Raw genomic sequence first — 13,841 nt, 5'->3', positions numbered from 1 at the left:
CGTCGGCGGCAAAAGATAGGGGTCGGTAGCCGACGGCGACTTCAGCCGTCGCGCCGGGCCGCGAGCAGCGCCGCGGCCAGCAGCGCCACGAGGGCGAGGCCGGCGGTGAAGCCGGGACCGCTGCTCCCGGTCGTCCCGGCGGCGGTCCCTGCGCCGCCGCTCTCGTCGCCGCTCGACGCCGCGTCGGTGCCGGGCTGGTCGCCCTGTCCGGCGCTCTCGCTGCCGCCGGAGTCGCCGTCGCTGTCGTCGCTCTCTCCGGCGCTCTCGTCGTCCTCACCGTCGGACGCCGTCGCCTCTGCCGGCGTGTCGGTGCCGGTCGATTCGGGCGTCACCGTGCCGTTCACGGTCGGTGTGGGGGTCTCGGTGTCGTTCTCGGCCGGTTCGGGCGTGTCCGTGTCGTCGTCGGGGTAGGTGACGCCGTCGCCGCCACCGCTCCCGCCGTCACTGCTCTCGTCGCTTCCGTCGCCGTCACTGCCCCCGTCACCGCTGCCGTCGTCGTTTCCGCCGTCGTCCCCGCTGCTTCCCTCGTCGCTTCCGTCCCCGCTTTCGTCGCCGTCACTCCCGCCGTCCGCTCGCGGTTGGACGCTGACGGTGGCCGACTGCGACCCGAACGCCACGGTCCGTTCGCCGGTCGACTGGAACGTGTAGTCGAGGCTCACACTCTGGCTCTCGCCGCCGGCGACCGTCACGTCCTGCGTGGTCACGTCCGTCCCCGCGACGGTGAGCGTGACGCTTTCGGTGCCCTCGATGTCGCCGGCGTTCTCCACCGTCGCTTCGAGGGTCGCGGTGTCGCCGACGGTTACCGTCGACGGCGCGCTGACCCCGGTCACGGACAGCGCCGCAGGGTCCTCGACCATCAGCGTCGCCGACCGGGAGCCGACCGCGAGCGTCCGCTCGCCGCCCGTCGACGGCGTGTAGTCGAGCGCGACCGTCTCGCTGTCGCCCGCCGCGACGGAGACGCCCGTCGAGGCGACGACGGTGCCCTCGACCGCCAGTTCGGCCGCGTAGATTCCGGCGGTTCGGCCGCTGTTCTCGACGGTCGCGTCGACGGTCACCGTCGACCCGGTCGTCGTCGCGGCCGGGGCGTCGAGCCCGGTCACGCTGAACGACGGGTCGGCGTCGACGAACTGCTCGACCGCTCCCTCGCTGGTCGCGACGTAGAGGCTCGACCCGACGACCGTCGGCGCTGTCAGGAGCGGCGACGAGTCGACCGACGCGGCGGCCGTCTCGCTGCCGTCCGCGGCGTCGAGGACGACGACGGAACCGGTGTCGGTACCGACGAACACGCGGTCGCCCGCCGTCGAGACGGACGCGCCGAGCGCGTTCTTCGTATCGACGACGGCGGTCCACAGGTTCACCCCGTCGCTGAGTCGGTGGCCGGCGACGGCACCCTCGGAGGTGCCGACGACGACCGTCGTCCCGTCGAGCGCGGGGCTGCTGTATATCTCGCCGTAGGCGTCCGCGTCGCTCCAGCGCTGTTCGCTCAGGTCGGCCGTGTAGGCGGCGACCGTTCCGTCGGTGGCCGTCACGACGACCGTCCCGGTGCCGTCGTGGACCGCCGGCGAGTTCAGCGCGCGGCCGGCGGCGTCGACCGTCGCCACGCCGCTCCCGTCGGCGGCCGCGACGGCGTGGAGCGTCCCGCTGGCGTCGCCGACGTAGACGGTCCCGTCGTGGACCGCGGGCGTCGCGGTCTGGGCGGAGCTTCCGATGTCGTAGGTCCAGCGGGGCGTGCCGTCGCTCCCGATGGCGTGCAGCGTCCCGCGCTCGGTGGCAACGTAGACGGTCCCGTCGCCGTCGACCGTCGGCGACCCGACCACGGAGCCGATGTCGTCCCTGTCGGCCCCCTTCGTCACCGGCCAGCCGGCGCGGCTGTCGCCGGTGGCGGCGTCGAGCGCCGTCACCTGTCCGGTGTCGGTGGCGACGTAGACGGTGCCGTCGTGGACTGCCGGCGTGCCAAAGGCCTGTCCGTCGACGGTTGTCGCCCAGTTCACGGCCCCGTCGCCCTCGGCGAGCGAGCGGACCGTGTCGCCGTCGGCCGCGTAGACGCGCCCGTCGGCGACGGCCGGTCCGGACGCGACGTCCGTGTTCCCGGCGGCCGTCCAGCCGGCGGCGACGCCGCCGTAGTCGGCTGTCGTCGCGCCGGTCCCGGCGTTGTCGGCCCCGGCTTGGTAGCTCGTCCAGCCGGCGTTCCCGGCCGTGTTCGCGGCGCTCGCAAGCCCGACCGGGGCGACGACGGCCACCGGCGCGGCCGCGACCACGAGGACGCTCAGCGTCAGCGCGAGCAGTCCACGCGTGGACCGGTTCATCCGTCGGTCACCTCCGCGGCCATCTCGCGGACGTCGCCGTAACTCGGCACCAGCCCGCCGGTCCCGTCGACGGCCTCGCCGCGCTCGTAGGCCCGCCGGACGGTCTCGAAGTGGCGCGCCGTGACCGGCCCGTCGCCGGCCAGCGCCGCCCTGATACCGTTGGCCCGCTCCGATAGCGAGACGAACGGCACGTCGTAGCCGGAGAAGTCGTCACCGGAGCCGATGTCGCCGGCCGTCGGGTCGAGGATGTCCGCCTGCGAGACGCTGTCGGGCAGCACGATATCGAGGACGTTGGTGTGGTGGTAGTCCGAGGGCGCGCCGCCGAAGTCGAACTCCCCGCCGACGTTCCCGCTGGACTGGACTTTCCGCACCTCGCCGGTCCCGGCCCCGTCGTAGCTGAACAGCATCGGGACGAGGCTCACCTCGCGGATGTCCGACGGGATGGCGCTGCGCGGGACCGTGACCTCGATGGCATCGATGGCCTCGATACCGCGGGTGCCGACGCCGCTGTCGGCGTCGGCGACGAGGCCCCACGACCCGTCCTCGACGACGGGGTACGTCCCCGAGACGACCTCGTTCGCCCTCGCGAACCCGTGGGCGACGATGCGGCGGTGATAGCTCTCCGCGAAGATGTCCTGTGCGCTGTCGAACGCGTGGACGCCGTCGCGGCTGTACGTGTTCGCCCCGATCTCGGCACCGGGGTCCCGGACGTATATCTGGAGGTGCTGGAGGCCGTAGCCGTAGTCGCTGTTCTCGGCGAAGGTCTGTGGGTTGCGCAGTTCCGGCAGGCGGACGAGGAACGTGTACTCGCCGTCGTCCTCGTATATCTCGACACGCTCGATGTCGTGGTCCGGGGGCGTGATGTCGCCTGTCGACGGGTAGTCGAAGGCGTTCGCGCCGTCGGCGGACGTGGCGGGTCCGTACGGGTCGCCGCCGTCGTCGTCGAGCGTCGCCACGCGGTCCACGTCGCCGAGCCGTCCGGTGTACACCGGCGTGAACGGGAGCGTCGCCCGCTCGGTCGCCGAGTACGACAGCGCCTCGGCCCGCGTCGTCCCCGGCGGCGTCGTGATGTCCATTATCCGCGGGGCGTTCCCGGCGGCGTCGGGGTCGAGGCCGCCGAACTGGTCGGCCCCGGCGCTCTCGGCGATGGACCGCAACGCGCCGTAGCTCTCGGAGTGGACGCCGGCGACGAACTCCATGTCCCAGAGGTCGGTCCCGCCCAGCGCGCTCTTGGGGAGCTGGAGCGAGACCGTGTCGGTTTGCTTGTCGGTCGAGACCGACAGCGAGACCGGGTTGTCCTCGCCGTCGGTCAGTCCCGCGCCGTTGTAGTCGATGGCGTTTTGCCCGAAGCCGTAGGCGTCGAGTCGGTAGTGCCACGCGGACCCGAAGTCGGTGTTCAGGCCGGGGTCGCCGAGGTTCCCGACCTCGGTGACGCCGCCGTCGCTCCGGGTCGGGTCCCGCAGCCAGACGAAGAACCACTGGGGCGAGAAGGCGTTGCTCCCGTTCTCGGCCGCGTTGTACGGGTCGTTCAGCGAGCCGACCTCTATCTCGAAGACCGCGTTCGTTGGGGTCTCCGTGACGGTGAACTGTCGGATGTCCATCGAGCCGTCGGCGTAGTTCGTCGCGTTGACGTACGACCCCGGCCCCAGCGCGTCGGCTGCGTCGTCCGGGTCGCTGAACTGCGCGACGGTCGTCGGGTCGGTCACCGTCACCGTCTCCGAGGCGAGGACGTCGCCGTCCAGCGAGCGTATCTCGACCGCGTACTCGCCGGTCTCCTCGAACGTCGGCCCGAGTTCCACGGTGCGGCTCTCCGAGTTCGGCGGGAGCCTGATGTTCTCCAGCGCCGTGGCCGTCCCGTCCACGACCACCTCGACGGTCTGGCCGCTGATGAACGCCGTGTCGTTCGCCCCGGTCGCGCGGGCGTAGGTCTCGCTCACGACGGTCTGGCCGTCGAGTTCGAGCGAGAGGTCCTGCGCGGGGCGCTCGTAGGACTGGAGGCTCGACGCCTCCGCGGCGGTCGCCGGGACGAGCCGTAGCGCCGTCCCGCCCCCGCGGGCCGCCGAGAGCGTCACCGTGTCGCCTGCCGAGACGACTGACTCGGTGCTGCGGACGCCCGTCGGGGCCGTGTCGACGGTCGTCCCGTAGGCGTCGGTGTACATCTCCATCTTCCAGCCGTCGGCCTCGCTCCCGAGGAAGTCGAGCGGCAGTTGGAACGACCGGCCGTTGTCGTCGTTCATCGCGCCGACGTACCACGCCTCGCCCTTCCGGCGCGCGACGACGAGGTACTCGCCGATGGCGCTGTCGAGCACCCGCGTCTCGTCCCAGCCGCCGGCGGGCACGTCCTCGATGTAGTCGAACTCGCGCACGGTGGCGAAGTTCTCGTTCGCGGCCGTGGTGTCGGTGAAGTCGGTGTACGCCGCGGGGAAGGGGGCGTCCGCACCCCGCTGTGTGACGCCGACCGTGTTGAGGTTGAACCCGCCCACGTCGCCGGTGAAGCCGTCGGCGTCGTCGTAGTTCAGTTCGACGGCGACGGTGTTGTCGCCCGACTGGAGGTCGACCTGCGTCGTGAGGACCGCCCACTGGTCCCAGCCGCCGGTGAACGCCGGTTCGACGGTCTGTGTCGACCCGTTGACCGAGACCGTCGCCTGTCCGTTCCCGTTGTCGATGACCCGCTGGGCGTTGACCTCGCCGTCGCTGGCGTACCGGAGATGGAGGTCGTACGTGCCGGCGCTGGCGACGCCCGCGACGGTGAACTCGACGCGGGCACCCGAGGGCTCGCTGTTGGGGTCGATGGGGACGTAGTTGGTCCCGAAGGCGTTGCGGTAGTCGTCGTTCGTTATCATCCCGTCGAGGGTGCCCGACGCGGCCTGTACGAACTCGCCGACGCCGAGGCTATCGTCGACGTAGGCCTCGATACGGTCGGCCGCCATCTGGATGCCCGCGTTGTACGCGGGGTACATGGCGAGCTGTTTCGCCCGCGTCGTCTGTATCTGGTCGCCCTCGCTGTCGTTGAACGTGATGTCGAAGATGCCCGGCTGGTAGCTGGTCGGCCCGGCGAGCATCCGCGTGAACGGCAGGGTCACGTGGTGGTCGCGGCCGACGTTCGACCCCAGCGCGCCGAAGCCGTCGTACTCCTGTGCCTCGACGACCTCGCGGGCGGCGACGTTCGGGTATGTCCGTCGCTCGCCGGTCGGCTTGATTCCCTCGTGGATTTCGAGCATCTGGCGGTTCGCCGCCGCCGCCTCGATGACGCGCCGGTGGTGATTGACCGCCTCCTGACTGTGTTGGTTGCTGGTGACTTGGTCTTGGTCGTCGGCGTTCGCGAACAGCCCCGGGTCGGAGACGTAGCCGTTCTTGATGCTCCGGATGCCGATGTCGTCGTACTCCTCGAAGACGTTCTGCGTGAATATCTCGTTCTCGTAGTTCGAGAGGTTCCCCGAGGTCTCGTTGTGGACGGTCATCTCGACCGGGCTGTCGAGTCCCTGTCCGTAGTTCACGACCTCCGGAACGTCGAAGTCCGGATAGGAGTCGTCGACGCCCATCTTCAGCCCCAGTCCGTCGGTGGCGGCGCTGGACCCGTAGCTGTCCCAGCCCTGATTCCACCCCTCGACGAGGACGCTGTCGACGTTGTTCTGGCTGGCAAAGCGCATGTAGCGCTTCATCCGCTCGGTGCGGGCCCCGTGGATGTACTCGGCGACGCTCCCGACGCCGCCGATGCTGCCGAGTTCGTTCCGGACCTGCTCGTCGGTCCGGTACTGCCACTTGGCCTTGCCCGCTATCATCGTCCACCAGATGCCGACGTACATCCGCGGCGTTATCCAGTCGGTGTCCGGGTCGCCGTTCGCGTCCGTCGGGAGACTCGCCGTGTCGAGTGGCTCGTTCAGGAGCGGAATCAGCGAGGACTCGACGAGGTCCCCCGGCGACCGCCCGACCTGCACCGTCCGCCACGGCGTGACGTGCGGGGCCGACGCCGACACCTTGCTCCCGTCCCGCTTGGGCGCGAGTTCGGCGGCGAACTCGGTGCCGCCGTCGCTCTGTGGCGCGAGCGACATCGTCGCGTAGTCCTCGAGGTTCGCCTCGTGGACGCTGAGGTACGTCCCGTCGCCGGTGTCGACGGTCAGCGGGGTGTGCGCACCGGCCTGCCTGTCGTTGTCGCCGACCGGTCCGACTCCCTCGTCGTTCTCGATGGGTTTCGTCCCGGAGGGCAGTTCGCTCAGATTCGACTCGGTGTACTCCTGCTCGAAGCGCGGATTGACGAACGTGTTCTCTATCCACCAGCTCGTGTAATCGTCCGCGAAGTTGAACTCGGTGTTCTCCGAGGTGACGACGAGGTTGCCGCTGTTGGCGGCGAAGTCGTCGTCGAACGCGAACCGGAAGCCGAGTCCGTCGTCGAACACGCGGAGTTCGAGGTTTCCCGAGCGGCCGGGGTCGGCCGACTCCGCCAGTCCGAGCCGGAGATAGTTGTAGTCCTCGGCGACGCTGTCGTACTGGCCCCACAGCGGGTCCCACGTCTCCGTCGCCGTCCCGCTCTCGCTGCCGGTGACGGTGACGGCGGCCCCCGTCGTCCCGTCGGCCGCCACGCCGAACGTCGGCTGGTTCTGGAAGTCGAAGCCGACGTTCGAGGACGTGATGTACGTCGTCCCGTCGACCGCGACGCCGTACGACGGGACGCCGTCGGACACGTCGACCGTGACCGCGATTCGCCCGTCGGGTGACGTGACCGTCTGTACGTTCGAGTCGTCCCCGTCGGTCACCTGTGCCGTGACCGTCTCGGGTACGTCCGCTGTGTACGCCGCCGCCGCAAGCAACGACGTCACCCCGCCGAGGAACCCCCGGCGGTCCACTTGTTTAAATGTTTGTTCGGATTTTCTATTAACCATCGCCAACGGCCCAAGGGGAATTGTACAGTATAAATCCAACGGTTGTGGACGATGATGATAGTACGGCGGAACCGACGCGAGCGAGTCTCACGCGCGATACTCGGACGGGACGAACGACGCCGTCAGAACGACTTATCCGGATTATAGTTAATCGATGGGGCCATCAGCGGTGAGACGCGCTTCGACCGGTCGCGGCCGTAGTGACGACTACTTCACACGTTTTCGCGTCGCTTCGGCTCTCTCGGGGACCGGGGGTTTATATACGCTCGCTGGCGCGCGCTCCGCGAGGGACGCGGCCCGCCTCAGTCCGTCCGGGGCAGAAGCCGGGCCCCGGCCGCCACGGCGGCGACGGCGCAGGCGGCCAGCACGACCAGCGGGAACGCCACGTCGCCGCTCCCGGTCGTCGCCGCGCGGACGCCACGAGAGAAGTACGTCAGCGGCGACAGCCACGTCGGGAGCCACGCCGGGAGCATCGACGGCGGGACGAACGTCTCCGAGAGGAAAAGCAGGGGGAGCGCGACGGCGTTGCTCGCGGAGATGACGCCGTCTTGGGAGTCCGCGAGGCTCCCGATGACGGCCCCGACCCCGCAGAAGCAGGCGACGCCCAGCGCGACGAACGGGACCAGCGACGCCGCCGGGCGGACCGTCGCCCCCGTCAGCGCGACCATCACGCCCAGCAGGAGGACGCCCGCGAGGCCGATGACGACGACGTTGACGAGCGTCTGGGCCAGCACCCACTCGGGCCGCGTCAGCGGCGTCGTCGCCAGCTTCTCGAACCGGTTCCCGTCGCGGTGGCGCGCCACCTCGCTGCCGACCCGCGACAGCGGCGTGAACAGGACGACGACGGCGAGATACCCCGGCACGTAGTAGCTCGGCGGCTCGGTGAACAGCCCGCCGCCGCCCGGTTGGGTCCGGACGAGTACGCCGAAGATGACGACGATGATGACGGGGAAGAAGAAGGTGAAGAAGACGGCCGTCCGCCGCCGCAGGAACGACAGCGCCGCCGCCCGCGTCTCCGACCGCAGCCGCCCGAGGCGGCTCATCGGTCCCCTCCCGCGACGGCTCCGGCCCGCGCCTCGCCGCCGCGCTCGACGGCCGTGCCGGTCAGTTCGAGGTAGACGTCTTCGAGGTCCGGTTCGCTCCACGTCAGGCCGTCGTAGGCCACGCCGGCAGCTTCGAGCGCGTCGACGACCCCCGCGATGGCGGCCGGCTGCACCCCGTAGACGACGAGGTCACCGTTCCGGACCGCCGTGCGCGCCGGGTGGTCGAGCGACGCCGCCGCGTCGGCGTCGAACGGCCCGCTGACGACGAGTCGGCTCTCCCCGCCGTGGTCCGCGACGAGCCGTTCGGGGGTGTCCAGCGCCGCGAGTTCGCCGTCGGCCAGCAGCGCCACGCGGTCGGCGAGTTCCTCGGCTTCCTCCATGTAGTGTGTCGTCACGAGAATCGTCACGCCCGCGTCTGCCAGCCCGTCGAGCAGGTCCCACAGCGCCCGCCGCCCCGCGGGGTCGATGCCCGTGGTCGGCTCGTCGAGGACGAGCAGGTCCGGGTCGTTGACCAGCGCCGTCGCCACGCAGGTCCGGCGCTGTTGCCCGCCCGAGAGGTTCTCGTAGGCCGTGTCGGCCGCGTCGGCAATCCCCACGTCGTCGAGCACGTCGGCCACCGGCCGCGCCTCGTCGTACAGCCCCCCGTAGTACGCCACGAGTTCGCGGGCGGTGAGCCGCTCGTGAGGGTCGAACGACTGGGGTAGCAGTCCGATTCGGTCCCGGTCCACGTCCCGCGGGTCCCGCCCGAACAGCTCCACGTGACCCGTCGCGTCGGTCGTGCCGGTCAGGGCCCGGACCAGCGTCGTCTTACCAGCCCCGTTCGGTCCCACCACCGCCAGCACCTCGCCGCGCGCCGCCGACAGCGAGACGCCGTCGAGCGCGACCGTGTCGCCGTAGCGCCGGCGCACGTCTGCAGCGACCAGTACCTCGTCCATACGCCCCGCTCCGACCGCGGGACCGAAAGCCGTTCCGCTCTTGCCTTACAGCGCCGCCCGCACCGCCCTGACGATGCCGTCCACGTCGTAGTCGTCCTCCTCCTTCTCGTAGACCGTCTCCCCGTCGACGCGGACGGCGAAGACGCCGTGGCTCCCCATCTCCAGTTCGAGGCTGTCGAGGTCACTCTCCAGCCCGGTCAGGACCGCCTCGGCCACGTCGAGGGCGCGGCCGCGGAACCCACACGGGACGCAGTACTCGATGGTCACGTCGCTCATACGCCGGCTACGCCCCGGCCGCTGATACCGGTTGCCGTCCGGACCGGCGTCACCGACCGAACGGTCGCCAGTACAGCAGGGCCACCGAGACGACGTACACCACCGTCGCCGCGCCGTAGGACTGGGGCAGCGCCTGCCCGACGACCGCGACGCTCCCGCCCAGTAGGCTCGACACCGTCGGGACGAGGATTCCCAGCACGCAGGAGACACAGGAGAACAGCCCGGTCAGCGTCCCCAGGGACAGCCCCGACGCGTCCAGCACCATCACGTAGACCAGATACGCCAGCGCGCCGTAGCCAACGACCTTGTACGGGATGAGCGTCACGCTGACGACCGACCCGAAGTACGCCAGCATCGGGTTCCACCCCGGCGGGAGATAGAGGAGATTGAACTGGAGGTACGGCTCGATGCCCGGCGACCCCGGCCGCAGGAGGCCGCCGATGGCGGCGAGGACGAGGAAATACACCGCGCCGACGGCCAGCGCCCGCCTGCGCTGGCTCTCCGACACCGGCGGCGGGTCCGTGGCGACGACGGCCGCCAGCCCGACGTTTATCCACACCAGCGGGTAGACGTACTGCGCGACCCCGCGCAGCGATGCCGCCGATGTCCCGCCGACGAAGACGTGCAGGGCGACCAGCAATAGCTCCGTGTTGAGGACGAGCGCGCCGTAGACCAGTGTCCGCCGGTCCAGCGAGAGCTCCCGGCCCCGAGCGAACGCGCTCATACGGCCAGCGCGTCGACGACGACGGCCACGAGGACGGCCCCGAGATAGGCGTTCGACGCGTGGAAGGCCCTGAACGCGGCCTGCTCGGTCTGCTCGCGGTGCAAGCGCACGACTGCCCAGAGGAACACCGCCCCCAGCACCGTCGCGGTCAGGGTGTACACCCACCCCAGCGTCGTCACCGCGGCAAGCACCCCCGCGGTGATGAGCGTCGCGCCGAGGTAGTAGACGATGTGTTTGCGGGTCTCTGTCGCCCCGCGGACGACCGGCATCATCGGGAAGCCCCCGCGCTCGTAGTCGTCGCGGTACGCCAGCGCGAGGTTGTAGAAGTGTGCGGGCGTCCACATGAAGATGAGGCCGGCCAGCGCCAGTCCCGGCAGGTCGATAGAACCCGTGACGGCGACCCAGCCGATGAGCGCCGGGAGCGCTCCCGCCGCGCCGCCGATGACGGTGTTCTGGACGGTGTTTGGCTTCAACAGCAGCGTGTAGACGACGCTGTAGAAGACGATGGCTGTCAGCCCCAGCACGGCGGCGAGGACGTTGACCTGCCAGAACAACACGAGCGCGGCCAGTCCCAGCGCGACGCCGAACGCGAGCGCGTTCCGGACGGGAATCTCGTGGGTCGCCACCGGCCGGTCGGCGGTGCGGTCCATCCGCTTGTCGATGTCGCGTTCGAGCACGTGGTTGAACGTCCCCGACGCGCCGATAGAGAGGACGCCGCCGCCGAGAGTCAGCAGGACCGTCCGGACGGTCAGGGCCGGTCCGGCGGCGAGCGCCATCCCGGCGGCCGCGACCAGACACAGCAGCCACATCAGCCGCGGCTTCGTCAGCCGGACGTACGCCGAGAGGGTCCCGACGACCCGCTCGCGCGTCGACAGCGCGGGCGACGGCTCCGGTTCGTCGGCCGCCGCGTCGGGTGCTGGCGCGGGCGAGGGGTCGGCGACGCCGGTGTCGTCGGCGTCGCCCGTCTCGGCTTCGAGATGCCACGCTAGTGCGAGCACGAACGCGCCGAAGATGACCGTGCCGATGAGCAGGTGCGCGCTCGGTAGTCCCGTCGCCGCGCCGGTCGTGGCGACGAATGCGCCGAGGGCGACCTGCACCGGGTACAGCGCGAGGCCGACGGCCAGCGCGGCCTTGACGCGCGTCTCGGCTGCTCGGCGGAATCCGACGGCGGTGGTCACGACGGCGAGGACGCCGACGGCGGCCGCGGTCAGCCTGTGACCGCGCGCGACGAGCAACGCCGGGTCGGACAGTGTCACCGGACCACGACACAGCGGCCACGACGAACACGCCGCCACGGCGTCGGTTATCGAGGCCGTCGCACCCGCGACGACCAGCAGGTAGACGCCGACGGCGGTGGCCGCCAACAGCCCCGAGAGCGTCGGCTTCGATGCCATTGTTCGTGTCTTCGGTGCTGGACACTTAGACCCCGCGCTTTCCGGTTCTTCGGCTCGAACGTGTTCGCCCGGTAACGGGCAATTGACCACAAGACAGCAGTTATTTATCTCCCAAATCCTAAGCCGCGAGCATGACCCGGAAACGCGCCGGCTTGGTCGCTCTGTTCGGCGTCGCGTTGCTCGCGTTTCTCGTCGAACCGGCCGCCGCGCAGACCGCCGACACGACGACGGAGCGCCTCATCTGGAACCTGAACCAGAACCTGCTCTACGTCGCAATCCCGATCACGGTGCTGGTCGAGGGTATCCTCATCTACACCGTCTGGCGGTTCCGCAATCAGGAGGAGGCCCTGCCGACGAAGGAGAACCGCCGCCTCGAAATCACGTGGACCGTCGCCACCGCCATCATCCTTCTGTTCGTCGGCGTCGCCTCGTATCAGGTGATGGCTCAGCCGGCCGTCACGGCCGAGGCCGGCAATCAGGCCGAACTGCAGGGACAGGACGTCGAACACATCGAGGTGCAAGCCTACCGCTACGGGTGGAGCTTCTACTACAACGGCAGTCAGCGGAGTTCCGAGGCCGCGACTTCGACGACCACGACACTCCGCCTCCCGGCCGACAGGCCCGTGGTCTTGCACATCACCTCGCGCGACTGGCTCCACGCCTTCCACGCGCCGGGGCTCGGGCTGAAGTCCGACGCCTTCCCCGGCCAGTACAACAAGCTCCGGACCACCGCCACCGAACCGGGCTCCTACCAACTCTACTGTGCGGAGTACTGTGGCTCGGGCCACTCGCAGATGCTCGGCGAAGTCGTCGTGATGCCCCAAGACGACTACGACGAGTGGGTCAGCAACCAGTCCAGCGCGTAGCGACTCACTCTCACCGCCTTCGCGTTCCCGCGCTCGTCGTGTTTTCTCACCGCTCGCTTCCGAGTACCAGTTCCTCGTTTCGCTCTGTCCGACCGTCAGTGGGTGCGCCCCCGGACAACCGTCTGCGCCGTCGCGCTGGCGGCGACGCTGCTACGTCGACAACGATAGAACAGCGCCACACGCGCGAGCGTCGCTTCCCGGTACGCTGGCGTGGTCAGTCGCCGGTGACCGACTGTGGGGGCCGCCCGGACTGCCCGAGCAGTCGCCCGGTTCGCGTCACTCGGAAGACCGGCTCCGGGGTCACCCGTTCGAGCACGCCGCGGTCCGCGAGAGCCACGCAGCGCTCGCGGATCGTCTCGGTGTCCCGGCCACGGCGTGCCGCGACGACCGCCGGCGCGCTGATACCGGTTGCGGCGACGGTGCGGACGATTTCGGTGTCGACCGGCTGTACCCAGTCGGCGTTTGATTGTGACATGGTAGCTCATCACATGCGAGACGCGCCCCGGACTTAGTTCTGACGGTGGTTCGGATTCCGACGAAAACGACGCCGACAACGGACTCAGCCGCAGATGTTCGCCGTCGCGTAGACCGCTCCGGAGTCGGTCACGGTGACGCCGACGCCGACACGGCCGGCGTTCTCGTAGGAGAGGCGCTCGCTGTAGATGACCGAGTCGAACCAGTTGTCGACGATGGCCTCGGCGACTTCCTCCTCGTCGCGGTTGATGCGCCGTTGCCCGTCGTCCGTGTACAGTTGGCCGGCGGTGGTTCGACCGACGGCCTCGAAGTTGTTGTCACGGGAGTTCCGGATGAACGCCTTGTTGGCGGCGGGGAACGTGCAGGTGTCGGCGAGGTCGTTTCGCTGGTACCGGTCGTGGCTGCCGACGCCGTCTATCGTGTGGACCGTCTCCCCGGCGCGGGCCATGCCGTCGCTGTGATTTCGCGCCATCCGCGTGAGCGATTGGACGGTCGTCCCGCCCGTCGAGAGCGTCCCGGCCCCACGGTTCGACCGCCGCGCGTTGATGTGGGCCTGAATCTCCTTCTCTATCGTCGTTTCGTTGTAGTACTCCGGTGGGACGTACGGCTCCCGCTCGTCCGGCGTGGGCGTCGCCGTCGGCGTCGCCGTCTCGTTGCCCGCGGCGTTCGTCGGTGTCGTCGTCTCGTTGCCCGTGGCGTTCGTCGGCGTCGCCGTGGCCGTGGCCGTTCCGTTCCCGCCGTCGTCCCCACCGCCCCCACCGTTACCGCTTGGGGTCGACGCCCCACCGTCGTCACTGGGTGCCGGGGCGGCCCCGCCGAGTTGCATCCCGACGAGGACGCCGACGCCCAGCGCCGCGACGAGGACGACGACCACGAGTGCGATACCCGATTTGTTGACCATTCCTTCCGAGATGTTGACCGTCTTATTATGTAAACCCCCCGT

At 69.9% G+C, this 13,841-nt stretch carries 10 protein-coding genes; 1 reads left to right on the top strand and 9 read right to left on the bottom strand.

The window, feature by feature from the left end; all coding sequences use genetic code 11:
* Window positions 1-41: 41 nt before the first annotated feature.
* The 7 genes from ACV7JO_RS08115 to ACV7JO_RS08085 all read right to left on the bottom strand — a co-directional run bounded on the left by ACV7JO_RS08115 (window position 42) and on the right by ACV7JO_RS08085 (window position 11,558).
* Window positions 42-2,306, bottom strand: coding sequence for an outer membrane protein assembly factor BamB family protein (locus ACV7JO_RS08115; RefSeq protein ID WP_470352904.1), 2,265 nt, complete (start codon window positions 2,304-2,306; stop codon window positions 42-44).
* Complete coding sequence (locus tag ACV7JO_RS08110; RefSeq protein ID WP_470352903.1) at window positions 2,303-7,150, bottom strand: glycoside hydrolase family 97 N-terminal domain-containing protein; 4,848 nt, start codon at window positions 7,148-7,150, stop codon at window positions 2,303-2,305. The genes ACV7JO_RS08115 and ACV7JO_RS08110 overlap by 4 nt, the downstream gene beginning before the upstream one ends.
* A 338-nt stretch (window positions 7,151-7,488) precedes the next feature.
* On the bottom strand, window positions 7,489-8,229 hold the full coding sequence (locus ACV7JO_RS08105; RefSeq protein ID WP_470352902.1) for an ABC transporter permease: 741 nt from the start codon (window positions 8,227-8,229) through the stop codon (window positions 7,489-7,491).
* Window positions 8,226-9,164, bottom strand: coding sequence for an ABC transporter ATP-binding protein (locus ACV7JO_RS08100; RefSeq protein ID WP_470352901.1), 939 nt, complete (start codon window positions 9,162-9,164; stop codon window positions 8,226-8,228). Before ACV7JO_RS08100 ends, ACV7JO_RS08105 begins: the two co-directional genes overlap by 4 nt.
* A gap of 45 nt (window positions 9,165-9,209) precedes the next feature.
* Window positions 9,210-9,440 (bottom strand): SelT/SelW/SelH family protein, encoded by a 231-nt coding sequence (locus tag ACV7JO_RS08095; protein ID WP_470352900.1) that lies wholly within the window; start codon window positions 9,438-9,440, stop codon window positions 9,210-9,212.
* 49 nt (window positions 9,441-9,489) lie between these two features.
* A complete protein-coding gene (locus ACV7JO_RS08090) occupies window positions 9,490-10,164 on the bottom strand; it encodes a DUF7546 family protein (protein WP_470352899.1) in 675 nt (224 codons plus the stop codon).
* Window positions 10,161-11,558, bottom strand: a complete 1,398-nt coding sequence (locus tag ACV7JO_RS08085; protein ID WP_470352898.1) for a heme o synthase — start codon at window positions 11,556-11,558, stop codon at window positions 10,161-10,163. Before ACV7JO_RS08085 ends, ACV7JO_RS08090 begins: the two co-directional genes overlap by 4 nt.
* Window positions 11,559-11,689: 131 nt before the next feature.
* On the opposite strand from ACV7JO_RS08085, the gene coxB reads away from it, so the two are divergent.
* On the top strand, window positions 11,690-12,424 hold the full coding sequence (coxB, locus tag ACV7JO_RS08080; protein ID WP_470352897.1) for a cytochrome c oxidase subunit II: 735 nt from the start codon (window positions 11,690-11,692) through the stop codon (window positions 12,422-12,424).
* 214 nt (window positions 12,425-12,638) lie between these two features.
* Here the strand turns inward: coxB and ACV7JO_RS08075 are convergent, their stop codons facing one another.
* Complete coding sequence (locus ACV7JO_RS08075; RefSeq protein WP_470352896.1) at window positions 12,639-12,899, bottom strand: hypothetical protein; 261 nt, start codon at window positions 12,897-12,899, stop codon at window positions 12,639-12,641.
* Window positions 12,900-12,983: 84 nt separating this feature from the next.
* A complete protein-coding gene (locus ACV7JO_RS08070) occupies window positions 12,984-13,799 on the bottom strand; it encodes a CAP domain-containing protein (RefSeq protein ID WP_470352895.1) in 816 nt (271 codons plus the stop codon).
* Window positions 13,800-13,841: the final 42 nt, after the last annotated feature.

Source organism: Haloarcula sp. MBLA0138 (assembly GCF_055632455.1).
Note: the sequence above shows the minus strand (reverse complement) of the source record. Positions and strands in the feature narration are given on the sequence as shown.